A 25,686-nucleotide genomic window follows, 5' to 3' on the forward strand; every position below is an offset into this window, starting at 1 on the left:
GCTAAAAATAACTAAGAGCATGAGCAGTGAATTTTAGAGCTTGATTGATTGTGTAATGGTTGCTTGAAATAGTAGAAAAGTCATTCTTATCACCTCGTCTGCAAAAATTAATAGAATACTGTGCCTTGTTTGTACTTTCGGCATAGAGAAAGCGGGCAGAAAGCAGTATCATGCCAACAGATCATTTCAAATGATCAGCTCAGGCAAACTGAGCACCAGATTAATTTATCCTATTGTTATTCGAGGCGAATGTGTCAGCACTAACCGACGTATCAGCAAATGCACTCCAACAGGCTCAACAACGTATTCACGATGATTTATTGACGGCACTTGATGCTTTTTCAATTCCGGAACCGTTAAAGAGTGCCGTGCATCATGCGGTCATGTTAGGTGGTAAACGTGTGCGTCCTGCACTGTGCTATGCCACGGCACATTTAAATCCAAACAATAATGCAGCTGCCGTGCGCCGTGCCGCGGTGGCTGTGGAACTGATTCATTGTTACTCCTTGGCACATGATGATTTGCCGTGTATGGACAATGATCTTTTGCGTCGTGGTCAGCCGACCTGTCATGTGGCTTATGGTGAAGATACGGCTTTGCTAGCGGGCGATATCTTACAGTCCATGGCATTTGAAATTTTAGGTAGCCGTCTGTTTGATGCTGGCCCAGTGGTTGATCAGGGTATTGTACTGAAGCAGATGCAAATTTTAGCGACAGCGAGCTCTAAAATGGTGTGTGGCCAAGTCCTCGACCTACAAGCCGAAGGTAAACGTGTCGATCAGGCTGCACTTGAAAATATCCATCGGAATAAAACGGGTGCATTAATCTCTGCTGCGGTGATGATGGCCGCGGTGACTGTATTTGACGGTTGCGATCAAGCGATTCCTAAGTTACGCGAATATGCGCAGGCAATTGGTTTGGCTTTTCAGGTGCAAGACGATATTTTAGATATCATTTCAAATACAGATGTACTGGGTAAAACCGCAGGGAAGGATGAGCAAGTCGAAAAATCGACTTATCCAGCCTTGATGGGACTTGAGGCTGCACAAGAGTATGCCAAGAGTTTGCATGATCAAGCCTTTGCTGCTTTGGCTTATTTCCCAACGGATGCGGCAGCAGAACTTAATCAGATTTCACAGTTTTTATTGGCTCGCCAAAGCTAAGTTTCAGTGTTTAGATTAAAAAAAGAGGACATAGCGTGTCCTCTTTTTTAATGCTTGTTCCTTAGAGGCTTGAGTTTTTTCACAACGCCAATAAAAAAGACAGCTCGAAAGCTGTCCTCATTCAATCAAACCAAGCATCAGTTAGATGTCTTTACGTCCCATAACACCACGGATGGTACTTAAAATATCGGCTGGCAACACCACTGTTTTAGCATTGTTCGATTTAGACATGTCTTGCATCGCTTTGACATATTGTTCGCCCAACAAGTAAGCCACAGGAATTTCTTTGTCGCCCACAGCCGAAGTGACCATTTCAATGGCACGTTGGGATGACTGTGCTAAGACCACTTGTGCTTCTGCATCACGACGAGATGCTTCTAAACGACCATCTGCTTCTAAAATCGCTGCTTGTTTTTCACCGTCTGCTTTGGTCACGGTCGCACGACGTTGACGCTCAGCTGCCGCTTGCGCTTCCATTGCGGCCTGCATAGTTGAAGAGGGTTGAATGTCTTGGATTTCAACGGTTTTGAGGGTAATGCCCCAGTCTGAAATATCATCAGAAATGGCTGCTTTAAGCTTAGCTTTGATGTGATCGCGCGATGATAATGCATCATCCAAATCCATTTCACCAACGATTGAACGCAGTGACGTTTGCACTAAGTTTTGAATGGCCCAGGTATAGTTTTCAATCCCATACACTGCATTTACAGGAGTAGTGATGTTGATATAGGCCACTGCATTCATGAGCAAAACGGCATTATCGCGGGTAATCACTTCTTGAGAGGGAATGTCTAATACAATGTCTTTGGTCGTCACTTTATAAGCCACTTCATCGACATAAGGAATCACAAAGTTAAGACCTGGATTCAACGTGGTATGGTATTTACCCAGACGTTGCACGATCCATTTATAACCTTGTGGAACAATACGGACACCTTTAAAAATGGTGACAGCGGCAAAAGCCAAAATTGCTAAAACGACAATAAATCCACCAGACATATGCTTAACTCACTTTTATCTATTTTCGTTGGTTGAGAGGTGTGCTTTGACCATTAAATCATTGCCCAGTATTTCAACGACACGCACTCGGTCGCCGACTTGGACTTTATCTAAAGTACGACAGTTCCATTCATCTGAACCGAGTACTGGAATGGGGAAGCGAACGCGAATGTGTTCATTTTCAGGACTCGCTTGAATCACCATGCCAATTTGACCGATGGTTGCTTCGCGAGACAGTCCTGCTTTGGTTTTGTCAGTCGAAAGCGGTTTAATAAACTTAAACCAAAGTAAAGTGCATAAAATCGACAAAATAATCCACGTCACAAACTGCGTGGTAACACCCATCATTGGGAACATCCAGTACAAAATACCGACCATAATGGCCGCAATACCGAACCACAATGCGGCAAAAGCAGGCAGAATCAGCTCTGATAACATTAACAGAACGCCCAATACAAACCAGTGCCAAGGTTCAAAAGCAAATTCCATACATCTACTCATATATTCGTTATAGGGATATAGATGCAGAAGCATCTATATCAATTTAGCAGATGAATAAGTCTTTGAATATTAAAAATCAAATTTTTTAGAATTTGGCTTTGGGCGCAGGTTTAAAAGCAGCTGGGGTCTTTTTAAAATCGACAATGGCTTTTTCGATCGATTTAATTTTGAGCTGCGCGGCTTTTTCACCCTCTAAAATAGATTGATTGCTGGCTTTTAAGTCTAAAGTACCTAGGTGGCCAACTTTGGGTTGAATCACTACAGTTGCTTGGCTTAGCTCTTCATTGATGCTTTGCTGCCCCATAATATTAATGGTCTGATCGAGCAAACCCCACATATTCAGTGGCTTGTTTCCAACGGGACGGGCTGAAATATCAACCGCAATTACAATATCCGCGCCCATGTCCTTGGCTGTTTTGACTGGAATTGGGCTAACAAGGCCACCATCAACATATTTGGTTCCACCAATCACCGCAGGGACAAAAACGTTCGGAATACTGCATGAAGCACGTACTGCTTGACCCGCATTGCCTTTAATAAAGTCGGCTTTTCGTCCAGTGTCAAGACGGGTCGCCACCGCAGCAAAGCGGATAGGGAACTGTTGAATCGGCTTGTTGCCGACGTGTTTGTTGACATAGTCTTGCAGTTTTTGACCTTGAACAAACCCTTGGGAATTGAGGGTTAAGTCTCGAATGTCCGATTCTTTTAAGGTCAAGGCAATTTGCTGAAGCTGGAAAGGCGTTTTACCACTGGCATAGATACTTCCCACAAAACTTCCCGCACTCGTTCCCGTAACAATTTTAGGTTTAATACCATGTGACTCTAGAACTTTAAGCACCCCAATGTGTGCAAAACCTTTGGCACCGCCACCGCCGAGTGCAATCGCAATCACAGGTTCGCGAGCTTGAATGGGAGTTGTTGTAGGTGTTTTCTTTGATGCAAGATCACATCCTGCCATAGTCAGTGTGAGTGCACCAATCAGAGATAAACGAGCAAAATTCATGGTCAAAAGTACTAAAACGCAAAACAAATAATGGTGCACATCTCAGCAGATTCGACCTTGATTTACTAGCTATTTTTTAAGCGTTTTTGTAAAGGCTTGGCCAACCATTTTGGGTTTTTCGCTGAAAATTTGCCGATATACAGATCTAAAATATGCTCTAGGTCTTGCTCAAAATGCTCTGTGGGATGAAATACGCCCAAGCAGTGGATGGTTTTTTGCGCATAGTCAAAGGAAAACATCACAATCGGAATCTGTGCACCATGCGCAATGCGATAAAAGCCACTACGGATAGATTCGGCTTGCTTACGTGTGCCTTCAGGGGCCATACCGACCCAAATTTTTTCTTTGCTGTGAATAATATCGATAATGTCTTGGGTTAACCCTTGGGCATGGGTACGATTGACAGGAATCACGCCAATCCACTCAAGTAAAGGCTTCAGTGGGGTATGAAACAAACTGTTCTTGCCAAAAATTGTGATTTTTAGGCCTAAACCCAACAGAGCCGTAAAGCCATGCCATGCATCGATATTTGAGGTATGCGGTGAAATAATTGCTACTGCTTTAGGCAGGTTCGGAAATTCGCCAACAAAGCGCCAACCTTGCGCCAAATAAAGCTGCTTAAAAATAGCGCGAGTGAATGCAGATGAGTTACGACTTGGAACTTGATCTGGTAGTTCTGGAAAATTTTGGTTCATTGTTATTATACTCAATCGACCAAGATGTATATCCTCTCATCATAAGCAGTGATCAGCTTGAATTCATTGGCAAAAAAAGTGAAGGGATAGCGATCTCAGATGAACATTTTGACCAATCCATGTATATAGGAACAGCATGCCACAGACTCGCAATGTATATATTTTGCTGTTTTCATTGTATTGGGCGCAGGGCTTACCTGTCGGGTTTATGACTCATGCCTTGCCTGTCATTTTAAGAGCACAGAGTGTTTCATTGGCACAGATTGGAGGCTTCGGACTGCTGATGTTGCCGTGGTCGATCAAAGTGTTTTGGGCACCTGTACTGGATCGCTTTGGGATCACTCGTTTCGGCCACTATCGGAGTTGGATCATCCCATTGCAGTTTCTTACGGTGCTGGTGCTGATCGGGCTGTCTTTCCTCCCGATTGATGGATTAAATCAACCTATTTATTTATGGGCTTTCTTTGTGGCCCTCCTGAGTATGAATTTGCTAGGGGCAACGCAAGATATTGCAACAGATGGATTGGCAGTCAATATTTTAAAAGGGGAGCAACAGCACTGGGGTAATACCTTTCAGGTGATTGGATCGCGTTTGGGTTTTATTGTCGGTGGTGGAGCAATCTTGTGGGCATTAGATTGGCTGAGTTGGCAGAGCACTTTTTTGATGCTGGCGGCAATCGTCTTTATAAACACGCTGCCGATTTTAATTTATCTAGAGCCAAAGCATCGAGCTGTTTCAGAAGCTCGGCCTACACCTTTCAACCTCCAACAGATCAAAAACTATTTGGCTTATTTTGTCCAGAGTCCCGTACTCGCAGCATGGTTAGCAGTGCTATTCAGCTTTAAAATAGCGGATGGTTTAGCAGGGCCACTTTTGAAGCCTTTAATGGTCGATTTGGGTCTGAGTTTTTCTCAGATAGGGATTTATGTCACCATGTTGGGTGCATGTGCCGCTTTAATAGGTGCAGGACTTGCAGGCTATAGTTTGAAGTTGATTCGCCCTGCCACGGCTTTAGTACTGTACTCAGTGCTAAAAATATTCAGTCTGGCGGCTTATACATGGTTAGCCTTTCAATATGAAAGCCAGCACAGTATTCAGCCGTGGCTAATTTATTTGATTAATGCCTTTGAAGATATGACCTCATCGATGCTGTTGGTGGTTATGCTCACCCTAGTGATGCAGTACAGTCGTAAACATCTGGCAGGCACGGACTTTACTTTTCAAGTGGCGCTGATGGCCACTGTCAGTGGCGGTTTGTATAGTGTGAGCGGTCTATTGGGAGATTGGATCGGCTATTTTAATTATCTGTGTATGATTGTGGTCATTGCGATGTTGAGCCTGTGGTTTATCTTCAAATGGCGTGGCATTGCGATGCATTCAGACCTTTCATAATTCATTCATAAATAAATCATAAAAAGTGCTAAATAGTGACGTAAACAATTAAAAAATATAACTAAATAATTTTTTAATTGTTCTGTCATATATGTCTGAACGGTAATATTTGTAACAAATTTACCGTAGGATATTTTGATAATGAAAACACAAATTGCAGCCGCAATCGCTTTAAGTTTAGTGGCAGGGGTAACATTCGCAGCACCTACTTTTTATGGTGAAATTGATGTCACGGCCGATTATTTACCTGAAGACAATGCTTCGCCAAATAAAGACCGCGATGTGGTCGAGCTGAATTCTAACAACTCCTTTTTGGGGTTAAAAGGCGAAGAGAAGCTGACAGATCGCTTAAATGCACTATACCAAGCTGAATTTACCTTTTATGTAGACAATGGCGGTAGCACCGATACTTTCGTTCCGCGTAATTTACTCGTTGGCTTACAAGACCAGAAATTGGGTACATTGAAAGTCGGTAAAATTGATACCCCCGTTAAACAACTGTCTTCAGTGGTAGATACCTTTAATAACTATGTCGCCAACAAAGCCGATGTGGCGGGGATTTTCACGGGTGAAAACCGAGTCGATAACGTGCTGGTCTATGAAACACCTGCTTGGGGAGTGGGCGCAGGTAAACTGAAAGCTGCGGCACTGTTAGCAACAGGAGAAGCTGGTGGTATTGAAAAATCTAAAGGCGGGGCAAAAGTTGCAGGGCGTTGTCTGGGCGATGCTTGGTCAGCGTCAGTGGTCTATGACAGTAAAAAGTTTGTTGCAGGGGTTGGTTATGATAAGGCCATTCCGTCAACCTTTGCAGGACGTGGCACGTTGAATGCGTCAGCGCCTGAGGTGACTGGCGGAGTGGCAGGCAGTGCCTTTGCAGCAGCAGACACCTTACGCGCGATTGGTCGAGTAAATCTGAATAATGGTTTAGCGTTGAAAGCGTTATATCAAACTTCTGAAGTGGTGGATGTACAAGGCAATGATGCTGCCGCGGCTGCCATAGACGATGCACAAGGCTGGTTGGTTGGGGCTGAATATAACTTACCGACTGCCAAAGCTTGGACAGTGAAAGCTCAATACAGTCAAAACTCAACCAGTTTTAAAACATCTAAAGAAGACTTTGATGCGCAGCAGTTTATTGCAGGTGCTGATTATGCCTTTACCAAGCAAGTTAAAGCTTATGGTTACGCAGGGATTTTGACGCTTGAACAAGCATCATTTGAAACCAAACAACCTGTAGTAGGCACGGGGATTGAATACAAATTTTAATGTTTAAGTGATAGAAAAAAGGCGCTGCACAGACAGCGCCTTTTTTATTTAAGCGAGTTTTAAGTTTAGAAAACTACATTGGGGACATCCGCTCAGCAAGACATGATTTAAAATGTTCAATTTGCAGTCTATTTTTAAAGAAGTTTCACTTTCGCGCTTTAACGTATATTTGGCGCTGTGGTTAGCCGTGGTTTTAAATGTGATGTTCTATAAGCAAGTTCAGTTGCTTACGCCCTATCACGGTTTCAAAGCTTATGCCTTTATCGGTGCTACCGTTTTGGTGGTGTTGGCTTTTTATCATTTAGTTTTTCAACTGTTACAGTGGCGACCGATGGCTAAAGGGTTGGCTGCGCTATTGATCGTCACTGGTGGAATGAGTGCATATTTTGTTAACAGCTTAGGCGTTTCGATCACACCAGATCAGATCCAAAACATGATGCAAACCGATGGCAATGAAGTGCGCGACTTGTTGTCATGGCGTCTTGTGCTGTGGATTGGGGCGATGGTAGTACTACCTTTAGTCGTTTTATTTAAGGTTAAAATCCGCCGTGATCCTTTTAAAACCGTGTTATTGCACAAGCTGTTCGGTAGTGCAGTTTCTATCTTGCTGATTGCAGGCATGTTGTTTATTTTCTTTGTCGATTATGCCGCGATTTTCCGTGAGCATCGTGATCTCAAAGGGATGATTTCACCGCAAAATGCGATTAGTTCAACGCTGTCATATTATAAAAAAAATCGACCACAGCAGCATTTACCGTTGGTGACTTATGGTGAAGATGCCCATTTGGTGAAGCAAGTCGGACAGCAAAACTTGCCGAAATTGATGGTTTTGGTGGTCGGTGAAACGGCACGTGCAGAAAGTTTTTCTTTAAATGGCTATGCGAAAAAGACCAACCCTGAGCTGGAAAAACTCAATGTCATCAACTTTAATCAAGTCAGTTCTTGCGGGACAGCCACTGCAGTTTCGGTGCCTTGTATGTTTTCAGGCATGCCACGTGAAAACTACGATGCACAGTTAGCGCACCACCGTGAAGGTTTATTAGACCTTGCACAGCGTGCTGGTTACAAAGTGACATGGATTGACAATAACTCTGGCTGCAAAGGCGTTTGTGATCGGGTTGAGCAGTATAAAATTCCTGAACCGATACAAAAAAAATGGTGTTCAGCCGATGGTGAATGTAGCGATGAAATTTTGGTGGATAGCTTAAAAGCCTATATGGCTGGTATTGCGGCTGATGATAAAACGCCACGTTTAATTGTGTTACACCAAATGGGCAGTCATGGACCAGCTTACTATAAGCGTTCAACGCCTAAGTTTCAGCCTTTCCAACCGATGTGCGAAACCAATGCCATTCAAGCCTGCACACCTGAACAGCTGAAAAATAGTTATGACAACTCCATTGTTTATACCGACCATGTGTTGAGTCAACTGATTGGTGTATTAAAGCAAAACTCAAATTTTGAAACTGGTTTTTGGTATTTATCTGACCATGGTGAGTCGACTGGTGAGCACGGGTTGTATCTACATGGTTCACCTTATGCCATTGCACCGAGTCAACAGACCCACGTGCCGATGCTGATGTGGTTTTCAGAAACATGGCAAAGGCAGAATCCACAACAAATCGCTTGCTTAGGGCAACAAAAAAGCCAAGAATTAAGCCAAGATCATTTGTTCCCAAGCTTATTGAGTTTACTTGGGGTAAAAAGTACGGTGATTGATTCAAAAAATAATATGTTAGAACACTGTACTGCGACCAAAGCGAGCACTTAGACCATGTCAAAAATATTGATTATTGAAGATGATTTTATGATTGCTGAGTCCACACAAACGCTGCTGCGTTATCAGCAGTTTGATGTGGTATGGGTCAATAATGGTTTTGATGGTTTAAAGCAATTACAACAATATCCATTTGATGTGGTGTTGTTGGATTTGGGACTACCGATGATGGATGGGATGCAGGTCCTAAAAAATATTCGCTCGCTTTATCCGACTTTGCCTGTGCTGATTATTTCAGCGAGAGATCAGTTACAAAATCGAGTCGATGGTTTAAACCATGGTGCGGATGATTACTTAATTAAGCCTTATGAGTTTGATGAGTTGCTGGCACGTATTCATGCACTATTACGTCGTAGTGGCGCGTTAAAACAGCAAAAGCAAAGCCAGACTTTGAGTTATGCAGGTCTAGAGTTAGATGAAGATTTGCACTTAGCCAAGTACAAAGGGCAGACCATTGATTTGTCGAACCGTGAATGGGCTATTTTAATTCCTTTGGTCAGTCATCCCAATAAAATTTTTTCCAAAACCAATTTGGAAGAAAAGCTCTATGACCTTGATTCGGAAATTAACAGCAATACCATTGAAGTTTATATTCACCATTTGCGTGCCAAACTTGGCAAAGACTTTATCCGTACCATTCGAGGTTTAGGCTATCGTTTGGGGCAGGTTGAAGCATAAAATGGCGAAGTCGACTCCTGTTTCTTTAAAGCGTCAACTGATTACCTATACCTCTTTATTTAGTATTGTGATGGGGTGTTTGTTGGTGATTGCAGCGTATCGCATTGCACTTGAAGAGACCAATGAGATACTCGATGCACAAATGCGTAATTTGGCTGAGCGTGTTGCAGCGCATGATCCCGCTCCAATTAAGAGTGAGTTTGAAGCGGACAGACACTATCACGAAGAAGATTTATTTGTAGATGTTTGGTCGTATGGACTGCCTGAACAACGGCAACATGAGTTTGATTTATTAATACAACCCGTTAAAAAAGCTGGATTTTATACTCATCATACAGCACAAGGCTTATGGAATACCTATGTGCTGCCAACAGAAAAGTATCAAATTCAAGTCAGTCAGCAGCGCAGTGTAAGACAAAAGCTGGCTTTAGAGCTGGCGGCCAATATGTTGATTCCATATTTACTGTTTATGCCTTTGGCTTTATGGGGACTGAGTTGGATTATTGGGCGTAGTCTAAAGCCCTTAGATGAGTTTAAAGCGGAACTTGCACAGCGTGAACCATATGAACTGAGTGAGATTCGTCCAGACGGTTATCCACTGGAAATTCTTCCGACCATTAATGAAATGAATCGTTTATTTGAACGCATTTCGCTGTCGCAAAAAGAACAAAAGCAATTTATTGCCGACGCAGCGCATGAGCTCAGAACCCCTATTACAGCACTGAATTTGCAAATGAAAATTTTGCTGCATGAGTTTCCAGAACACCAAGCATTAAAAAACCTAAGTTTAGGCTTAATTCGGACTCAACATTTGGTATCACAACTGCTCAATTTGGCGAAACAGGATGCTTCCTTACCAAGTTTAGAACCGACACAAAGGCTAGGGCTAAGTGATGTGGCGGTTGAATGTATGGAGCAACTGATGGAGCTGGCGCTAGCCAAAAGCATCGATTTAGGCTTGGAACAGCATGAAGAACTTTGGCTAGAAACTCAAAGTTCAGCCTTACATTCTATTGTCTATAATCTCTTGGATAATGCGATTAAATATACGCCTGAACAGGGCGTGATTAATGTCTCCATTTATCAGCAAGATCAGCAAGCCATTGTTCAAATTGAAGACAGTGGACCGGGCATTGCGCCAGAACTTTATGATCATATTTTAAAGCGTTTCTATCGCGTACATCACCATCTGGAAGTCGGCAGTGGATTGGGTTTATCCATTGTCGATAAAGCCGCAGAAAAAATTGGCGCCAAACTGCACTTTGGACAAAGTGCAGGATTGGGCGGCTTACAAGTTCAAGTGATCTTTAAGTTGTAGTTTCGGCTTGAGTTGGGCTGGACAGTGTAAACTGTTTATAACACAGCGCATATGCCAGTACATTGACCAGCCAAATCACCCATGCCGTCCATAAATTGTGACTAAGGAAATGCGCACCCCGCATCATTTGCGCCCAACCCATGACAAAGCCTAAAATCAGGGCAGCAAGCAAATAAAACCACGCGCGTTTGGGTTCATTTAGACGGTATACGAAATATCCCACAAAGAGTGCAAAACCTGTTGCGGCATGTCCTCCAGGGAAGCAATGTCCTGCGCTGGCTGATAAGTCCCAAAAGAAATCATGTGCTGTGGCCAGTGTCATGTCCCATGGGCAGGCATGCGCAGATTGTGATTTTAAAATACCAATGAGGCTGGTACTGATGAGGACTAAGCCAATGAAATAACCATTTTGCCAACGCTGGGGCTTGAACGTAGCCCATTTATACGAAGCGAGCCATTTCAGTAAATAAATTACATACACCGCGATGATGATGTCTTTAACATAACGGTGATTCAGTTCTGCTAAGGCCCAGTCGCGCTTTAATGGAAAATGACCAGTTTGATCCATAAAGGGGTGAATCAGTTGTAAGTCGATGGTGCCCGCCACAGGGAAGAGCAGCCACAATACGGCAAAACCCAGCGTCAAAATAAAAAACTGAAGGATGAAAAAACGTTGCTGATCCGACACAAGTGAGGCCATGTTCTGAAAATAAGCGCTATTCCAACAGCGTCAGCTTAAACGAGGCTTAACATAAACGCTGTTTCATCTGCTTTAGCATGATCTGTGCTTTGGTTATCGTTTTAAGGCGAATACAAAGTGTCGGTTCAGTGTTACATTTGCTCTCAAATACATGAGGTTTAAACATGTCGATACGTGCTGTTCTATTTGATTTGGATAATACTTTGACGCATCGTGGACGAAGTGTTGCGGTTTTTAGTCAAAGCCTTGTCGATACCTATCAAAGCCAACTTAACTGCGTTGATGTGGAGCAGATTGAGTCGATTGTGAATCGGATTGATAATGGTGGTTATCCCTTAAAAAAGTATTTAACCCATCCCAGTATCGGTGCTTCTGTGGCTTATGCGTTGCTAAAAGAATTAAACTGGCAGGTGCCTCCACATTTAGAAGCGTTAAGCAATTTCTGGTTTGAACAGTTTGGTTGCAGCGCTGTGGCAATGCCTGAGGCTGAGCAAACACTGACCCATCTAAAGCAAGCAGGATATAAACTCGCCATTATTTCAAATGGCGGTCATTCCACACGGCTGTCTATATTAAATGGCTTGGGCTTTCAGCATTATTTTGATGTGATCAATAGCTCTGGATTGTTTGGTCAAGCCAAACCCCAAGCTGATATTTTTATTGACACCGCTCAGCAGTTGGCTGTTGATGTGGAGCAGTGCTTATTTATAGGAGATCATCCTATTAATGATGTACAAGGTGCGCAGCAGGCAGGAATGCAAGCGCTGTGGCTATCAGGCTTTCATGTTCCTTCAGTACAGATGACTGCACCGAATATCACGGCATTGTCCGAGATTTTTGATTATTTAGAAAGCTAAAAGCCCCTTATAATTTTGAATACGAATAAAAAAGCGGCCCATGTGAGCCGCATTAAAGTGGAAATGTGTTTAGAACATACTGTCATCTGAGTTGGCAGAGATTTTATGAATGGATAAATCTGCACCGCGGAATTCATCTTCTTGGCTTAAACGGATGCCCATCGTGGCTTTTAAAGCGCCATAGACTACCAATCCACCAACAACAGCTATACCAATAGCCAATAGCGTACCAATCAGCTGTGACATCATCGCAACACCGCCTAAACCACCAAACCATTTTTGACCAAAGATCCCGACTGCAAGTCCCCCAAAGGCACCACATACGCCGTGCAAAGGCCATACACCGAGTACATCATCGACTTTCAGCTTGTTTTGGGTGTAGGTGAAAAGTTTGACAAAAATCAGTCCAGCAATGGCGCCAATCACCAATGCCCCAATCGGATGTACGACATCCGAACCTGCGCAAATTGCAACGAGACCCGCTAAAGGCCCATTGTGTAAGAAGCCCGGGTCATTTTTTCCTGCGAAGTTGGCTGCCAAGGTTCCGCCAACCATGGCCATAAGTGAGTTAATCGCGACCAGTCCTGAAATTGCATCTAAACGTTGTGCACTCATCACGTTAAAGCCAAACCAACCCACGATCAAAATCCATGAACCTAAAGCCAAGAAAGGAATAGACGAAGGAGGATGCGCACTGACACGACCATCTTTCTTGTAGCGACCATCACGTGCACCGAGTAAAACCACCGCAGCCAAAGCTATCCAGCCTCCCATAGCATGTACAACCACGGAACCTGCGAAGTCATGGAAACTTGCGCCGAAAGTGTCTTGTAGCCATTGCTGTAAACCAAAGTTGCCATTCCACGCGATCCCTTCAAAAAAAGGATAAACCAAGGCCACCAATAACACGGTTGCAATCGCTTGTGAGCGCATTTTAGCACGCTCGGCAATACCGCCAGAAATAATCGCTGGAATTGCGGCTGCAAAAGTGAGCAGGAAGAAACAGCGCATCAGGTTATAACCATGATCGGCTGCTAAGGTATCCCCAATATGGAAAAAATGGTTTCCATAGGAAATATAGTAACCTACAAAGAAGTAGGCGATTGCAGAAAGTGAAAAGTCCGTTAAAATTTTGCTTAAAGCATTGACTTGGTTTTTATGACGAACTGTCCCTAGTTCTAAAAAAGCAAAGCCTGCATGCATGGCAAGGACTAAAACCGCACCAAGAAGAAGAAAAAGTAAGTCAATATTTTGCATGTTTGGGTTCCATTTGAGTGCAAAATTTTGCAAAAAGAAACCCAGTATACTGATGCTTGTAATTTCGTGAAGATTTCAGCAAAAAGGAAATATTGATTAAGTTTTGCTTAAAAATAATAAGACTCGATATAAAGCAAAACTATGCACCATGATGGTGTTTGTGCATTGCAGTGGTGCATGGGTTAAAATATAAGTTAATATTAAGTTTATGAATATACTATGTTTATCTAAGTTTCTTTATTTTAAATATACAGGTGTATAGTTTATCTTTTGAGTGAAACCCAAAAAGTAGCAACACAAAAAAATGATAAAAAAATTCGGTTAGCAGCTATTGTGAGCCGAGTCTCCGTTGCTTTGTTCTCTTTTGGAACGCTCATGCCATGAAATGTGCGTGCTGATTGTGCATCAGTGAAAGTTTTTAAACACCATTGTATTTTCTCATTCTTATTTTAATTTATCACGGATAAAACATGAATAATCACATAACTATATGTAATTAATTGTAATTATTGTCATATATGATCAGTCCTATTTCATCGTTTTACATCTAAAACGAGACAAAATAGTCGGGCAATATTGGCTTTTTGCTGAAAAGTTATGATTACAGAGTTTGCACAAAAAACAAAGACAAGCAGGCAGAATTGGCATTTTAGGTTTTGCTGCTTGAGCGTGATTTCTTAGAGGATATTGGGGCGTTTTAACTGATATTTTTTGATGGATTATGATGAAGAAAAAACTAATAGCAACATTGTTTGCTCTCCCATGTGTGATGGCTTGGGCCAGTAGTGAAGTAACTTCGGATTGGGGTTATCAAGCACAAACAGCACCGCAGTATTGGAGCCAGCTCAACACCAAATACCAAACTTGTGCGGGGCATAATCAATCACCCATTAATATTGAGCATGTGATTTCAGCAGACCTTGCGCCACTTGATTTTGATTATAAAACTGCTGCAACGAGTATCGTGAAGCTCCCTCATACTTTACAAGCCAATTTTCATCAAGGCAGTTATTTAAGTTTAGAGGGAGAACGATTTCAATTATTGCAAATGCATTTACATAGCCCTTCAGAAAATACGGTTCACGGCAAAAGCTTTCCGATGGAATTACATTTAGTCCATGCTTCTGAAAAAGGCGAGCTGGCTGTGATTGCGATGATGTATGAACAAGGGAAAAAGAATCAAGCACTTGATGGACTGTGGCAGCAGTACAGGCAACCCCAGAAAGTATTCAATTTAAACGCAGATCAATTTCTGCCGACACATCGCGAGTACTACCGCTTTAATGGTTCGCTCACGACACCACCGTGTACTGAAGGTGTACGTTGGGTGGTCTTAAAAGATATTCAGCAGGCATCAGCACAGCAAATTTCAAACTTCGCTGCACTGATGGGGTATCCGAATAATCGTCCTGTTCAAGCCACCAATGCGCGCTTGGTTTTAGACTAGAGCGTGAATTAAAAAAGCAGATCACACGATCTGCTTTTTTAATGTGGGATAACACGTCTATGCTAGTGCAAGATCTTGTCTAAGAACTGTTGAGCGCGATCGCCACGTTTGGTGTTAAAGAAATCATCTTTGCTACAGTCTTCGACAATTTTACCTTGATCCATAAACAACACACGGTTGGCCACTTGGCGGGCAAAGCCCATTTCATGGGTGACACACATCATGGTCATGCCTTCATGTGCCAACTCGACCATCACATCAAGAACTTCATTAATCATTTCAGGGTCAAGTGCCGATGTCGGCTCATCAAACAACATGGCAATCGGATCCATGCTTAAGGCACGGGCAATTGCGACACGTTGTTGTTGTCCACCTGAAAGTTGTGCTGGAAATTTATGTGCATGTGCACTCAGCCCAACTCGTTCTAAATAGCCTAAGCCTTTCTTTTTCGCTTCAGCTTCAGAGCGTCCCAATACTTTAATTTGGGCAATGGTTAAATTTTCAGTAATGCTGAGATGTGGAAACAACTCGAAATGCTGAAACACCATGCCTACGCGACTGCGTAATTTGGTCAAATCTGTTTTCGGGTCTTTGATGGGAATTCCATCGACTGTGATTTGACCTTGTTGGAAATCTTCCAGTCCATTCACTGTTTTAATCAGGGTCGATTTGCCTGAGCCGGATGGACCACAGACCACCACCACTTCACCTTGGCAAATTTGTGTGGTGCAATCGGTTAATACTTGAAAATCGCCATACCATTTACTGACATTTTGGAGGTCAATCATTACTTTTTGGTCGCTCATACGCTTAACCTCCTTTGTAATCGTTTTACTGCATATGTGGCTAGCATACTGATGGTGAAATACACTAGGCCTGCAAATAAAATATATTGCGTTAATAGAGACATCAAATCGCCCCGCACGTAGTTGGTGCGGAAAAAGTCGAGTAGGCCAATGGCGTACACCATGGTCGAGTCTTGGAACAAGATGATGGTTTGCTGTAACAGCAGCGGTGTCATTTTACGAAAGGCTTGCGGCAAAATGATTAAGCGCATGGACTGACCATAGGTCATGCCTAGTGCATAAGCCGCGGCAGACTGTCCTTTAGGAATCGATTGAATCCCTGCACGTACAATTTCCGAGAAATAAGCGGCTTCAAACAGCATGAACGCCACAATACTTGAGACCAAAGCGGTATCAATGGTCAGGTAATTTCCAGTGACTGTGGTGTAGATAAACGGTACAGCAAAGTAGAACCACATCAATACCAACAGCAGAGGAATCGAGCGAAATAAATTGACATAGCCTTGGGCAATTAAATTCAAGATGCGAATTGAAGACAAACGCATTAGTGCCAACAGCGTGCCAATGAAAATACCACCAATGGTGGCGATGATGACCACTTTTAAAGTGATACTTAAACCATGCCATAGGGCGGGTGCAGATAACTGCAAATCATGGGTAAATGCGGTGAGCCATTCCATTATTTAGCTCCTGCAATTAAACCTGGGACACGCAAACGTTTTTCAAGCAGCGTCATTAAGGTAATTAAGCACACGTTGATAACGATGAAAATAATCGTGACATAGGTATAGATTTCGATGGTGTTCTGCGTATATTCGCTGATGGTTTTCATCTGCGAAATAATCTCGGAGACCCCAACTAAAGAGGCTACAGAAGTATTTTTGACGCAGTTGGTCAACTCTGAGCTCAGAGGCGGCAAAATCGTACGGAAGGACTGCGGTAAAATGACATAGCGGTATAGCTGTGCGGTACTAAAACCCATGGCATAACCTGCATTGACCTGTCCTGTAGGTAAGGCTTCAATGCCTGTACGGACTTGTTCGCAGACACGTGCTGCGGTAAACAGTCCCAGACCAATACTGGCTGAAATCAGCGCTGTTGTTCCTGCACTTAAATCGTTAATCCACCATGACTTGATCGGGCCAGGTAAGAAATTCGGCACCACATAAAACCAAATAAATAATTGGATCAGTAGCGGTACATTACGAAAAATGGTGACGTAGCCAGTGCCGATGGCACGTGCGGTTTTATTGGGAAGCGTGCGCATAATGCCGAGAATACTTCCGAGCACCATTGCAATGCTCCAAGCCACAATGGCAATAACAACCAGCCAGCCTAAACCAATTAAAATCCAACTGAGATAGGTGCTATCTCCGACGCCTGTGGATTGCCAAAGGACGCCCCAGTTCCAGGTATAATTCATGACAATCCCCTAAAATAGGTCAGGCAAAGAAACTTTGCCTGAGTGAACATTAATCTTTCCCTTATCGTTTACTGATCACGGTCATGTGGGTTTGCAATTAAGGCTTTAAGTTGGTCTGACATAGCAAAGTTCAGGTTAATGTTTTTCGGTGGAATTGGTTGTTCAAACCATTTGTTGTACATCTTGTTAATTTCACCTGAGCTATAAGTGGCTTTAATTGCATCATCAACCACTTGCTTAAAGCCTGTGTCACCTTTACGCAACATACAGCCATAAACTTCTTGAATTGGTGCTGTACCAACAATGTGCCACTTGTTTGGATCTTTAGCTTTCGATTTTTCTCCAGCAAGTAAAATGTCATCCATCATAAACGCAGCAGCACGACCACTCTGGAGCATCAAGAATGATTCAGCATGGTCTTTGGCAGAAATCACTTCACCAATACCGAGTTCTTTTTCATGCTGACGGATATAGCGTTCAGAGGTTGTCCCTGCTGTCGTTACTAATTTTTTGCCTTTTAAGTCAGCAAAATCCTTCACACCTGAATCGGTTGCAGTAAGTAAACGTGAACCCACTTCAAAGAAGCCCACAGAAAAATCAACTTGTTGCTGGCGTTCTTTGTTGTTTGTAGTTGAACCACATTCAAGATCGACTGTGCCATTTGAAACCAATGGAATACGGTTTTGGCTGGTGACTAAGTTATAGCGAACTTTCAAATCAGGCATATTCAGCTTTTGTTTAACAGCCTCAACCACTTTGAGCTGTAAATCATGTGCATAACCGACAGGTTGATTTGGGTTGTCTGCGATATAGGAGAATGGAATAGAGGAGTCACGGTAACCTAAAACAATGGTTCCTGATTTTTTAATCTTATCTAAAGTGCCTGACTGTGAAGCATCTGCGCCAGTGCTAGCTGCATCCGTTGCAGGTGCTTTGTTGTCGCTACATGCACTGAGGCTCAGCGCAAGTGCACTTGCACAAAATAGGGCAGAAAGATTACGTTGCATGGTCATGTACAAACTCCTTTTGTTTGCAGCATCAATTGCATTGTTTTTATTAAAAACGTCAGAATTGGGTTAAAGCTTTATTCTGTGCAAAAGATGTTCTTTTTATGGTGTTTTTTTTTACAGCTTAGTCTGCATCTTAATCGAGATTGCTTTTGCTGCTCAAGTGGGATTTTTAATATTTTGTTAATAATGCATGAGATGAGTGCATCGCTATATTCCTCTGATATTAAAAAGAAAATTATGCACAATGCGTGCCATTTCAAGTTTCATAATTTATTTTATTAGGCTAATGTCTAATGCCGCAAGGTTGGCTATGCGTTTCGTTATGGATGCATGACAGAATGGATTTTGTTCGTTTAGAACATGCTAAAACAGCAATAGCAAAGAAAAGTGCTTTATTTTGAAGATGATCCGTTTTATGACGCAGTATATAAAAGTCTGTTAGATTCGGTTTACTGTCCTACGTTTTCCGCAGAAGATTAAAAACTAAAAAATAAAAGCGACTGTACGTTATGAACAAATGACAGGGCACAATCGCAAGGGGAGGAGATGAGCAGATGTGTATCAAGAAGTGCTTAGTGCACAAACATATCCATATATTCACGGATTTCAGAAATAGCCGTTTCAATATCAGTCGTCAGCCATGTTGGCTCAAACAGTCCAATATAGTGATCTAAACGGTCTTGAGGTACAACTAAACGCACTGGACATTCTTCTTCCAGTAAGCGCCAAGGAATGATGGGTGTTTCATTGTCTAAAAAGGCTTGCACATTTCGAATGTCAATAATCATGGCATTGACACATTCAGGAAAAGGCATCACTGAAAACTCTTCAGTACGACGACGGAAAAACTCCAGATCGCCCCATTTTAGAATATAACTAGGCTTAGAAAATTCAATAATACCAATAAGATGTTGGTCTCGCGTGTAGTGCAAATGACATTGGTGCGTAACATCAGTGTCTAAATCAAGCGTTACACTTTGTTGACGATATGCCATAAAGTCCAAAAACAGCTAAAACAAGGTGCATAATTATAGCGCAAATTCAGTTGAAGAGCGCTGTTCGCCAGACTCTTTTTGTCTATGCCTAGGTGAAATACTTTTTATATGACTTTTAACACTGAATTGACAGATGAATGAGTATTTTTAAAGTCTTATAAAATAATAATTTATCTTAAGATAAAGCGCTTGTTTACTATCTCACTATGCTTTGAAACACAATGCTACACAAGCAGTTGTTAGTATGAGAATTCGACAACTTGATAATAGAAAATTGAGGGGGAGCTATGCCACATGATTTCAATAAACCGTCCCATGTACAAACGCCAGAGGAGCGGCAGAAGAAAAAACGCGTGCCCGTGTATATATTGGCATTGGTCGGAATTTTCTTAATCGCATTATTATTTTATATGTTTGCAGATACCAAGCCAAATCCGACTGAGGCGCCTCCAGGTCATCCGAATCCGAGCGCAGAGCCTGCAACACCGAATAATAGCACCACTGCAACAGCAGGTGACGAAGCGACAGCCAACGATAGCAATACGGCGACTGCAACTGACCGCTAAATGTGACTAAAGCCCTTGTAATGTACAGGGGTTTTTTCTTTAGCAGTCATCAAAAGGTATTCCATTTCTCATTCATACCTCATGGCAGACAATCACTTCAAAACTAAAATCTGTAGTTGAGCAAAGGTCGCTGTGATGTAGACACAACAAGAGGGAGAACAAAATGAATGATTATGTAGGGCATCAGGGTCGATTTGATGCGATGTATTATTGGGACCAGTTTCACCCAATCCTGTCCGCAATCGCCATCCTGATCATTGGTTGGATTATTGCATTATTGATTGCAGGTGCTGTGAAAAAGGTTTTAACCAAACTCGGGACCAACCAAAAACTTTCCAGTGCTACTGGCCATCGCTCGAATATTGAAAATATTATTTCTCGAGTTGTGTTTTGGCTCATCTTGATTATTGCGGTGATCGGTGCACTCAATGTTCTCAATCTCACCAGTGTAAGTGGGCCATTTAGTAATATGGTTCAACAGTTCTTGTTGTTTATTCCACAACTGTTGGCTGCTGTTGCTGTGGGCTTTATTGGCTGGATTGTGGCAAAGCTGGTCAAAGTGGGTTTACAAAAAGGATTGGATCGGACTCAGTTAGATGAAAAACTCAGTCAGGATGTCGGAGTCAGTACGCTGAGTCAAAACATTAGTGAAATTGTCTATTGGCTGATTTTATTACTATTCTTACCCATTGTTTTGTCGATACTCGGTCTGACTGGGCTGCTCTTTCCGATCCAAAATATGGTCAATGAAGCCGTACTGTATCTACCAAATATCTTTATTGCGGGTGTAATTGTTTTTGCAGGTTATATTCTAGCCAAAATTGTACGGGGCATTATTGAGGGCTTATTGAGAAGCCTAGATGTACAAAAACAGGTTGAAAAAGTAGGACTGTTTAAAAACTCAGATTTGGCTAAAGTGCTCGGATCTTTTGTTTTTGCAATGGTTATTATCACAGCGCTGATTATTGCGTTTGAAGCTTTAGGCATTGATGCAATTTCTCAACCAGCGACGGCCATGCTGTATGAAATCATGAATGCAATTCCGCACATCATTGCAGCGGCATTAATTTTAATTTTGGCCTATGTGGTGTCACGTTTTGTCGCAAGTCTTGTGGTTGAAGTCTTGTCGGGAACAGGTGTAGATGACATTCCAAACAAAGTTGGCTTGCAACGTTTCTTAGGAAACACCAAAGCGTCTTGCGTCGTGGGTTATTTCATTGTGTTCTTTACCATGCTATTTGCGGTCTCTGAAGCAGCAAATCGACTCGGCTTTGAACAGATCAGTGGTTTGATTGCGATGTTTATCCAGTTTGGTGCAAACATCCTATTAGGTGCAGTCATTCTGGGCGTGGGCTTCTGGCTGGCGAACTTGATTGCACAGGTGATTGAGCGTGGTGAATACAACAGTTCTCGTTGGGTGGCGAACATTGTTCGTGTCTTGATCATTGGCTTAGTGTTGGCGATGGGCTTGCGTGCAATGGGTATCGCAGATTCGATTGTGAATTTGGCCTTTGGCTTAACGCTTGGTGCGGTTGCTATTGCTTTTGCACTGGCTTTTGGTCTCGGTGGGCGTCAACCTGCGGAACGGGTTTTGACCGATTTGTTAGATAAAGCCAAAAAAGAAGGTACGCAACCGAATCCACTTTATCAGGCCAAAGCTGAAAGCACACAATCAGCACAAGGCAAAGAAGAGCATGCCCCACTGAAAGAGCAAATGGATACACCAACGGTTGCAGAGGAATATCAACATGCAGATGATATTCCCACTACAGCAGAGGTCGATCCTGCGCATAAACCTTTAAATAAACCTTTTGGTTCAACGGGTGAAGCTGAACAAGATATTGACGTTCACCCCAAAGATCCAGACTAAATTAATCACACTAAACACCGACCGCTGATGGCGGTTGGTGTTTTTTATTGGAGTAAACTGATGTCAAAAAAAGCCCCAAATAAATATTTTGCCCCAATCATCATTGCGGGTATTACGGTTGGATTTTTTGTGAGTGCTTATAAATTTGTCTTTGCAAAACCGAAGATCGATACAACAACACACGCTAATGCTGAAAGAATACCCACTGCGGCAACTGAAGGCCGTGATGCGGATGAATCTGATGAAAAATAATACAAAAGTCTATAGTGTGGAATGAAATTTAATTTGGTATGTTTGATGCATGTGGAATATGGATATTTCATAAATTAGAAATACTTACATGCCTATACTTTTGTGATAGCTGCATGGACATTTCACGATTTATTTTTATAAATTGCAGTTTAAAAAGGAAAAAACAGATGATACAAATATTAAAAAAAACATTGATGGCGAAACGTTCAGTGATCCAGCCGAGCCATGTCCATATTGCCATTGCGAAAATGGACTTAGCACTTGCCCGTCAGCGGAAGCAAAAGCAGTGCGTACTGCTACGCACTGATTATTTAGAATAATTTATCATTTAAGCAGATGGTTTAGACATATTCTGATGCGGCATGCGCAGATGACCATGCCCATTGGAAGTTAAAACCACCCAAATGTCCTGTCACATCCAATATTTCACCGACAAAGTACAAGCCTTTTTGCTTTTTACTTTCCATGGTTTTCGATGAAACTTCAGTGGTGTCTACACCGCCTAAAGTCACCTCAGCAGTACGGTAGCCTTCAGTTCCTGATGGTTTGACTTCAAACGCATGCAAGCGTGTTGCAATGTGCTCCAGTTTTTCATCCGACAGTTGGCCAATCGCTGTTTCAGCCAATTCAGGCCAAATGAGGTTTTGCAGTTCAACCACCACACTTTTCGGGAAATGTTCACCCAGTAAAGTGCGAAGCAGGGCTTTGGGTTGGCTGTGTTTCTTGGCTTTTAAGTAGTCTTGCAAATCCACGCTTGGCAAGAAGTCAATTTTGAAGCTTTGTCCTACATCCCAATAATTCGACAGTTGTAGCGAGCTTGGCCCACTGAGTCCACGATGGGTAAATAAAAGGGCCTCAGTGAAAGCGTTTAAGTCATTTGATAAAGTCGCATCGACCGCGTTGCCACTTAAGCGTGTGGTCACTTCTTTAAAGCTATCTGAAAAGGTAAAAGGCACCAAACCTGCGCGAGTTGGATATACATGGTGACCAAATTGCTTTGCAATTTCATAGCCAATGCCTGAACCGCCTAAGGTCGGAATAGATAAACCACCCGATGCAATCACCACAGATTCGGCTTCAAAATACCCTAGTGTCGTGGCAATTTGAAAACCTTGCTGATCGAATGCAGTGATGGCTTTTACTTCACAAGTGGTTTTAATGTCCACTAAACCTGTTTTTTCACACTCGCTCAACAGCATAGCTAAAATTTCTTTGGCACCTTTTAGGGTGAACAGCTGTCCGTGTTTACGCTCTTCATATTCAATACCATACTCACAAACCATCCCAATAAAGTCCCAATTGGTATAACGAGTGAGGGCTGAAATCACAAAATGCGGATTATGTGAAATAAAGTTGCTTGGCTCGACATAGAGGTTGGTAAAGTTACATTTACCCCCACCCGACATGAGAATTTTTTTGCCGACTTTGTTGGCTTTTTCTACCACCACCACTTTACGTCCGCGTTGAGCTGCCATATAGGCTGTCATTAAGCCAGATGCACCTGCACCTAAAACTAAGACATCATATTGATTTGCGGACATGACACACTCACGGGAGAATAAAGCAGGGCATTATAGACCATCTTTTTTGCTTTTTCAGGACTATCTAAAGCGTAGCTAAACGACCTTGCAACCCACCTGAATGAATCACCAAAATACGATGACCTGCAGGGAATGTACCTTGTTGAATTAAATCGCTTAAGCCCAACAGCATTTTGCCTGTGTAAATCTGTTCCAGTGGAATGTCATATTGCTGTTCAAAAGCATGGATAAACTGCAATAACTCAGTATTAGTTTTGGCATAACCACCACAGCAATATTGATCGGTAATTTGCCAATTCCGTTTTTCAGTCAGTTGCTCTAGCTCTCGACTCAAAAAATCGCCCTTGAGTGCAGAGAAACCCAAAACGTGCTGCTGTGAATGACTGGCTTCAATCAGACTCGCAATGGTGCCACCCGTCCCCACGGCACAACAAATCAGATCGAAATTTTGTCGATCTTCATCAGAGAGAATTTCTGTGCAGCCTTGAATGGCAAGGGGATTGGTTCCGCCTTCGGGAATCACATAATAATCAGGATAATCTTGTTGTAACTGTGCTAAGTAGGCTGGGCTTTGCTTTTGCCGATAGGCTTCTCGCGTCACAAACTGCAACTGCATGCCGAATTGCTGTGCTGTATTTAAAGTTGTATTCAGGGGTTTACAGGCCAGTTCTTCGCCCCGAATAATGCCCAGACTCTCAAAACCAAATAACTGCGCTGCATAGGCCGTGGCGGCAATATGATTGGAATAGGCACCGCCAAAAGTCAGCAGTTTTTTATAGCCTTGTTGCTGCGCTGCCAACAGGTTGTATTTGAGTTTAAAAAATTTATTGCCTGAAATGTGTGGATGGACCAAGTCTAAACGTTTGATGCTGATATTGATCCCGCCAACACTGATGTGCTGATAGGGAATGGACTGCGCAATCTGTTCAAACATAGGACTTTTATCAATCAGGTTGAGTGCTTAGTGTAAGTGAAAAAGGGCATTTTTTTTCACAGGATTAATCCTTTGCTGCATGCGTATCGACCGAGCTAATCACGGACATGCCCGGACGTAAATTTTCTATGCCCGTTTGATTCGGATCAATTGCAATCCGTACAGCAATACGTTGCACCACTTTGGTAAAGTTGCCCGTAGCATTATCGGCTTTAAGCACACTGAACTCTGAACCTGCGGCAGGGGAAATTTGTTCGACATGACCTGTAAATTTCTGATGATTGAGGGCATCCACCGTAAACCATGCTTTTTGCCCAATTTTCATATTGGCAATTTGAGTTTCTTTAAAGTTAGCCGTGACCCAAGTCTGTTGTGGAATCAGATAGAGCAATTGTGTACCTGCTGCCACATATTGTCCCACACGCGGATTGACTTCACCCAGTTGCCCATCCATCGGGGCGATAATACTGCTGTAGTTTTTGGTGGTTTGGGCTTGATCCAGTTGTGCAGCGGCATTGGTTACTTGCGCTTTGAGTCCAGTTTCTGCAACTTGTGCGGTTTTTAACGCTTCTTGAGCAACCAGTACATTGGCTTGTGCCTGTTGTAATAGGGCTAAGTTATTTTGCGTATCTGCAACGGCTTTGTCTTGTTCTGATTTAGATGCTGCACCAGAGTCCCCCAACTGTTGATAACGCTGCTGTTGTGCCAATGATAGTTGGTAGGCTGTTCGCGCTTGTTCAACTTTGGCTTCTGCCGCCACAATATCGGCTTTACGCTGAGCAATATTTTGGCTTTGATTGGACAGAGCATTCTGCGCTTGATCCACCCCAGCTTCAGCCTGTGTGACTTTTTGGTCATAGGTCGTGGCATCAATATGCATCAACACCTGTCCTTTTTTGACGTGATCAAAATCACTGACCAATACATCTTTGACATAGCCATTAATTTGCGAAGAAAGCACTGTGGTTTTGCCTTTGACATAGCTGTTGTCAGTGGACTCAACCGCACTGTCAAATGGTCCAATTTTCCATGCCCATAAAATGATTCCGATACCGATGATCAGTACTAAAAACATCAAGATCAGTGTACGTTTCGCTGTTGGAATCAGTTTACTCGAAGGTGGCGTAATCGGTGTTGCTGCTACCGCGGGCTGTTCCGACTGAGAGGCATTTTCAGACGTTGCGGTTGTTTCAGCGGGAGCTGCTGGTTTTTGATCTTCAGACATAACAATTTCT

Annotated in this window: 26 protein-coding genes; 12 read left to right on the top strand and 14 right to left on the bottom strand. The window is 42.7% G+C overall.

What is annotated here, in order from left to right; translation table 11 throughout:
- The first annotated feature begins 251 nt into the window (after positions 1 to 251).
- Complete coding sequence (locus tag MF4640_RS00850; RefSeq protein WP_078388438.1) at positions 252 to 1,163, top strand: polyprenyl synthetase family protein; 912 nt, start codon at positions 252 to 254, stop codon at positions 1,161 to 1,163.
- A gap of 141 nt (positions 1,164 to 1,304) precedes the next feature.
- Here MF4640_RS00850 and MF4640_RS00855 read toward each other — a convergent pair whose 3' ends face one another.
- From MF4640_RS00855 to MF4640_RS00870, 4 genes are all read right to left on the bottom strand, one after another.
- Positions 1,305 to 2,162 carry an SPFH domain-containing protein gene (locus MF4640_RS00855; protein WP_078388362.1) on the bottom strand — a complete coding sequence of 286 codons (858 nt, stop codon included), beginning with the start codon at positions 2,160 to 2,162 and terminating at the stop codon, positions 1,305 to 1,307.
- A 15-nt stretch (positions 2,163 to 2,177) separates the two neighbouring features.
- The gene (locus MF4640_RS00860) at positions 2,178 to 2,651 is read right to left on the bottom strand and encodes an NfeD family protein (RefSeq protein WP_078388363.1); all 474 of its coding nucleotides are present in this window, start codon (positions 2,649 to 2,651) and stop codon (positions 2,178 to 2,180) included.
- A gap of 97 nt (positions 2,652 to 2,748) precedes the next feature.
- Complete coding sequence (locus MF4640_RS00865; RefSeq protein WP_078388364.1) at positions 2,749 to 3,666, bottom strand: patatin-like phospholipase family protein; 918 nt, start codon at positions 3,664 to 3,666, stop codon at positions 2,749 to 2,751.
- 65 nt (positions 3,667 to 3,731) lie between these two features.
- Positions 3,732 to 4,361 (bottom strand): 1-acyl-sn-glycerol-3-phosphate acyltransferase, encoded by a 630-nt coding sequence (locus MF4640_RS00870; RefSeq protein ID WP_078388365.1) that lies wholly within the window; start codon positions 4,359 to 4,361, stop codon positions 3,732 to 3,734.
- A 136-nt stretch (positions 4,362 to 4,497) separates the two neighbouring features.
- Between MF4640_RS00870 and MF4640_RS00875 the strand changes: the two genes are divergently transcribed.
- The 5 genes from MF4640_RS00875 (at position 4,498) to MF4640_RS00895 (ending at position 10,793) form a co-directional block, all read left to right on the top strand.
- Positions 4,498 to 5,754: an MFS transporter gene (locus tag MF4640_RS00875; RefSeq protein WP_078388366.1), complete on the top strand. Its 1,257-nt coding sequence runs from the start codon at positions 4,498 to 4,500 to the stop codon at positions 5,752 to 5,754.
- Positions 5,755 to 5,895: 141 nt separating this feature from the next.
- Positions 5,896 to 7,020: a porin gene (locus MF4640_RS00880; RefSeq protein WP_078388367.1), complete on the top strand. Its 1,125-nt coding sequence runs from the start codon at positions 5,896 to 5,898 to the stop codon at positions 7,018 to 7,020.
- A gap of 112 nt (positions 7,021 to 7,132) precedes the next feature.
- Positions 7,133 to 8,791, top strand: a complete 1,659-nt coding sequence (locus MF4640_RS00885) for a phosphoethanolamine transferase (protein ID WP_078388368.1) — start codon at positions 7,133 to 7,135, stop codon at positions 8,789 to 8,791.
- A 3-nt stretch (positions 8,792 to 8,794) separates the two neighbouring features.
- The gene (locus MF4640_RS00890; RefSeq protein WP_004694591.1) at positions 8,795 to 9,475 is read left to right on the top strand and encodes a response regulator transcription factor; all 681 of its coding nucleotides are present in this window, start codon (positions 8,795 to 8,797) and stop codon (positions 9,473 to 9,475) included.
- 1 nt (position 9,476) lies between these two features.
- Positions 9,477 to 10,793, top strand: coding sequence for an ATP-binding protein (locus MF4640_RS00895; protein WP_078388369.1), 1,317 nt, complete (start codon positions 9,477 to 9,479; stop codon positions 10,791 to 10,793).
- Here MF4640_RS00895 and MF4640_RS00900 read toward each other — a convergent pair.
- Complete coding sequence (locus MF4640_RS00900; protein ID WP_078388370.1) at positions 10,783 to 11,493, bottom strand: phosphatase PAP2 family protein; 711 nt, start codon at positions 11,491 to 11,493, stop codon at positions 10,783 to 10,785. The genes MF4640_RS00895 and MF4640_RS00900 overlap by 11 nt on opposite strands.
- Positions 11,494 to 11,657: 164 nt before the next feature.
- Here MF4640_RS00900 and MF4640_RS00905 point away from each other — a divergent pair, with 164 nt between their 5' ends.
- Complete coding sequence (locus MF4640_RS00905; RefSeq protein ID WP_078388371.1) at positions 11,658 to 12,350, top strand: HAD family hydrolase; 693 nt, start codon at positions 11,658 to 11,660, stop codon at positions 12,348 to 12,350.
- Between the two features lie 69 nt (positions 12,351 to 12,419).
- On the opposite strand, the gene MF4640_RS00910 is transcribed toward MF4640_RS00905, so the two are convergent.
- A complete protein-coding gene (locus MF4640_RS00910) occupies positions 12,420 to 13,607 on the bottom strand; it encodes an ammonium transporter (protein WP_078388373.1) in 1,188 nt (395 codons plus the stop codon).
- 724 nt (positions 13,608 to 14,331) lie between these two features.
- Here MF4640_RS00910 and MF4640_RS00915 point away from each other — a divergent pair.
- Entirely contained in the window at positions 14,332 to 15,054 is a 723-nt protein-coding gene (locus tag MF4640_RS00915; protein ID WP_078388439.1) for a carbonic anhydrase, read from the top strand.
- Positions 15,055 to 15,116: 62 nt separating this feature from the next.
- Here MF4640_RS00915 and MF4640_RS00920 read toward each other — a convergent pair whose 3' ends face one another.
- The 5 genes from MF4640_RS00920 to MF4640_RS00940 all read right to left on the bottom strand — a co-directional run bounded on the left by MF4640_RS00920 (position 15,117) and on the right by MF4640_RS00940 (position 19,288).
- Positions 15,117 to 15,842, bottom strand: coding sequence for an amino acid ABC transporter ATP-binding protein (locus MF4640_RS00920; protein WP_171253719.1), 726 nt, complete (start codon positions 15,840 to 15,842; stop codon positions 15,117 to 15,119).
- A gap of 14 nt (positions 15,843 to 15,856) precedes the next feature.
- Positions 15,857 to 16,540, bottom strand: a complete 684-nt coding sequence (locus MF4640_RS00925) for an ABC transporter permease subunit (protein WP_005399959.1) — start codon at positions 16,538 to 16,540, stop codon at positions 15,857 to 15,859.
- Positions 16,540 to 17,283: an amino acid ABC transporter permease gene (locus MF4640_RS00930; protein WP_004981232.1), complete on the bottom strand. Its 744-nt coding sequence runs from the start codon at positions 17,281 to 17,283 to the stop codon at positions 16,540 to 16,542. The genes MF4640_RS00925 and MF4640_RS00930 overlap by 1 nt, the downstream gene beginning before the upstream one ends.
- 68 nt (positions 17,284 to 17,351) lie before the next feature.
- Positions 17,352 to 18,296 (bottom strand): transporter substrate-binding domain-containing protein, encoded by a 945-nt coding sequence (locus MF4640_RS00935; protein ID WP_010326225.1) that lies wholly within the window; start codon positions 18,294 to 18,296, stop codon positions 17,352 to 17,354.
- 569 nt (positions 18,297 to 18,865) lie between these two features.
- Positions 18,866 to 19,288, bottom strand: coding sequence for a hypothetical protein (locus tag MF4640_RS00940; protein ID WP_004694572.1), 423 nt, complete (start codon positions 19,286 to 19,288; stop codon positions 18,866 to 18,868).
- Positions 19,289 to 19,575: 287 nt separating this feature from the next.
- Here MF4640_RS00940 and MF4640_RS00945 point away from each other — a divergent pair, with 287 nt between their 5' ends.
- The 4 genes from MF4640_RS00945 to MF4640_RS19365 all read left to right on the top strand — a co-directional run bounded on the left by MF4640_RS00945 (position 19,576) and on the right by MF4640_RS19365 (position 22,296).
- The gene (locus tag MF4640_RS00945; protein ID WP_078388374.1) at positions 19,576 to 19,854 is read left to right on the top strand and encodes a hypothetical protein; all 279 of its coding nucleotides are present in this window, start codon (positions 19,576 to 19,578) and stop codon (positions 19,852 to 19,854) included.
- 163 nt (positions 19,855 to 20,017) lie between these two features.
- Positions 20,018 to 21,724: a mechanosensitive ion channel gene (locus tag MF4640_RS00950; protein ID WP_078388375.1), complete on the top strand. Its 1,707-nt coding sequence runs from the start codon at positions 20,018 to 20,020 to the stop codon at positions 21,722 to 21,724.
- 60 nt (positions 21,725 to 21,784) lie between these two features.
- The gene (locus MF4640_RS00955; RefSeq protein WP_078388377.1) at positions 21,785 to 21,976 is read left to right on the top strand and encodes a hypothetical protein; all 192 of its coding nucleotides are present in this window, start codon (positions 21,785 to 21,787) and stop codon (positions 21,974 to 21,976) included.
- Positions 21,977 to 22,143: 167 nt separating this feature from the next.
- On the top strand, positions 22,144 to 22,296 hold the full coding sequence (locus MF4640_RS19365) for a hypothetical protein (RefSeq protein ID WP_005399953.1): 153 nt from the start codon (positions 22,144 to 22,146) through the stop codon (positions 22,294 to 22,296).
- A gap of 21 nt (positions 22,297 to 22,317) precedes the next feature.
- Here MF4640_RS19365 and MF4640_RS00960 read toward each other — a convergent pair whose 3' ends face one another.
- The 3 genes from MF4640_RS00960 to MF4640_RS00970 all read right to left on the bottom strand — a co-directional run bounded on the left by MF4640_RS00960 (position 22,318) and on the right by MF4640_RS00970 (position 25,676).
- Entirely contained in the window at positions 22,318 to 23,517 is a 1,200-nt protein-coding gene (locus tag MF4640_RS00960; RefSeq protein ID WP_078388379.1) for an NAD(P)/FAD-dependent oxidoreductase, read from the bottom strand.
- Positions 23,518 to 23,581: 64 nt separating this feature from the next.
- Positions 23,582 to 24,451, bottom strand: coding sequence for a 1-aminocyclopropane-1-carboxylate deaminase/D-cysteine desulfhydrase (locus MF4640_RS00965; protein ID WP_078388380.1), 870 nt, complete (start codon positions 24,449 to 24,451; stop codon positions 23,582 to 23,584).
- A 64-nt stretch (positions 24,452 to 24,515) separates the two neighbouring features.
- On the bottom strand, positions 24,516 to 25,676 hold the full coding sequence (locus MF4640_RS00970) for an HlyD family secretion protein (RefSeq protein ID WP_078388381.1): 1,161 nt from the start codon (positions 25,674 to 25,676) through the stop codon (positions 24,516 to 24,518).
- Positions 25,677 to 25,686: the final 10 nt, after the last annotated feature.

Origin of the sequence: Acinetobacter sp. MF4640, from assembly GCF_002018895.1 — a bacterium.
Lineage (GTDB): Bacteria > Pseudomonadota > Gammaproteobacteria > Pseudomonadales > Moraxellaceae > Acinetobacter > Acinetobacter johnsonii.

Excerpts from the sequence above, each read along its gene's own strand:
- MF4640_RS00885 (WP_078388368.1), top strand. The coding sequence starts at position 7,133 with ATGTTCAATTTGCAGTCTATTTTTAAAGAAGTTTCACTTTCGCGCTTT.
- MF4640_RS00880 (WP_078388367.1), top strand. The coding sequence starts at position 5,896 with ATGAAAACACAAATTGCAGCCGCAATCGCTTTAAGTTTAGTGGCAGGG.
- MF4640_RS00900 (WP_078388370.1), bottom strand. The coding sequence starts at position 11,493 with ATGGCCTCACTTGTGTCGGATCAGCAACGTTTTTTCATCCTTCAGTTT.
- MF4640_RS00855 (WP_078388362.1), bottom strand. The coding sequence starts at position 2,162 with ATGTCTGGTGGATTTATTGTCGTTTTAGCAATTTTGGCTTTTGCCGCT.
- MF4640_RS00930 (WP_004981232.1), bottom strand. The coding sequence starts at position 17,283 with ATGAATTATACCTGGAACTGGGGCGTCCTTTGGCAATCCACAGGCGTC.
- MF4640_RS00945 (WP_078388374.1), top strand. The coding sequence starts at position 19,576 with ATGCCACATGATTTCAATAAACCGTCCCATGTACAAACGCCAGAGGAG.
- MF4640_RS00860 (WP_078388363.1), bottom strand. The coding sequence starts at position 2,651 with ATGGAATTTGCTTTTGAACCTTGGCACTGGTTTGTATTGGGCGTTCTG.
- MF4640_RS00875 (WP_078388366.1), top strand. The coding sequence starts at position 4,498 with ATGCCACAGACTCGCAATGTATATATTTTGCTGTTTTCATTGTATTGG.
- MF4640_RS00920 (WP_171253719.1), bottom strand. The coding sequence starts at position 15,842 with ATGATTGACCTCCAAAATGTCAGTAAATGGTATGGCGATTTTCAAGTA.
- MF4640_RS00925 (WP_005399959.1), bottom strand. The coding sequence starts at position 16,540 with ATGGAATGGCTCACCGCATTTACCCATGATTTGCAGTTATCTGCACCC.
- MF4640_RS00960 (WP_078388379.1), bottom strand. The coding sequence starts at position 23,517 with ATGTCCGCAAATCAATATGATGTCTTAGTTTTAGGTGCAGGTGCATCT.
- MF4640_RS00910 (WP_078388373.1), bottom strand. The coding sequence starts at position 13,607 with ATGCAAAATATTGACTTACTTTTTCTTCTTCTTGGTGCGGTTTTAGTC.
- MF4640_RS00870 (WP_078388365.1), bottom strand. The coding sequence starts at position 4,361 with ATGAACCAAAATTTTCCAGAACTACCAGATCAAGTTCCAAGTCGTAAC.
- MF4640_RS00915 (WP_078388439.1), top strand. The coding sequence starts at position 14,332 with ATGAAGAAAAAACTAATAGCAACATTGTTTGCTCTCCCATGTGTGATG.
- MF4640_RS19365 (WP_005399953.1), top strand. The coding sequence starts at position 22,144 with ATGATACAAATATTAAAAAAAACATTGATGGCGAAACGTTCAGTGATC.
- MF4640_RS00935 (WP_010326225.1), bottom strand. The coding sequence starts at position 18,296 with ATGACCATGCAACGTAATCTTTCTGCCCTATTTTGTGCAAGTGCACTT.
- MF4640_RS00970 (WP_078388381.1), bottom strand. The coding sequence starts at position 25,676 with ATGTCTGAAGATCAAAAACCAGCAGCTCCCGCTGAAACAACCGCAACG.
- MF4640_RS00965 (WP_078388380.1), bottom strand. The coding sequence starts at position 24,451 with ATGTTTGAACAGATTGCGCAGTCCATTCCCTATCAGCACATCAGTGTT.
- MF4640_RS00865 (WP_078388364.1), bottom strand. The coding sequence starts at position 3,666 with ATGAATTTTGCTCGTTTATCTCTGATTGGTGCACTCACACTGACTATG.
- MF4640_RS00950 (WP_078388375.1), top strand. The coding sequence starts at position 20,018 with ATGAATGATTATGTAGGGCATCAGGGTCGATTTGATGCGATGTATTAT.
- MF4640_RS00940 (WP_004694572.1), bottom strand. The coding sequence starts at position 19,288 with ATGGCATATCGTCAACAAAGTGTAACGCTTGATTTAGACACTGATGTT.
- MF4640_RS00895 (WP_078388369.1), top strand. The coding sequence starts at position 9,477 with ATGGCGAAGTCGACTCCTGTTTCTTTAAAGCGTCAACTGATTACCTAT.
- MF4640_RS00905 (WP_078388371.1), top strand. The coding sequence starts at position 11,658 with ATGTCGATACGTGCTGTTCTATTTGATTTGGATAATACTTTGACGCAT.
- MF4640_RS00890 (WP_004694591.1), top strand. The coding sequence starts at position 8,795 with ATGTCAAAAATATTGATTATTGAAGATGATTTTATGATTGCTGAGTCC.
- MF4640_RS00955 (WP_078388377.1), top strand. The coding sequence starts at position 21,785 with ATGTCAAAAAAAGCCCCAAATAAATATTTTGCCCCAATCATCATTGCG.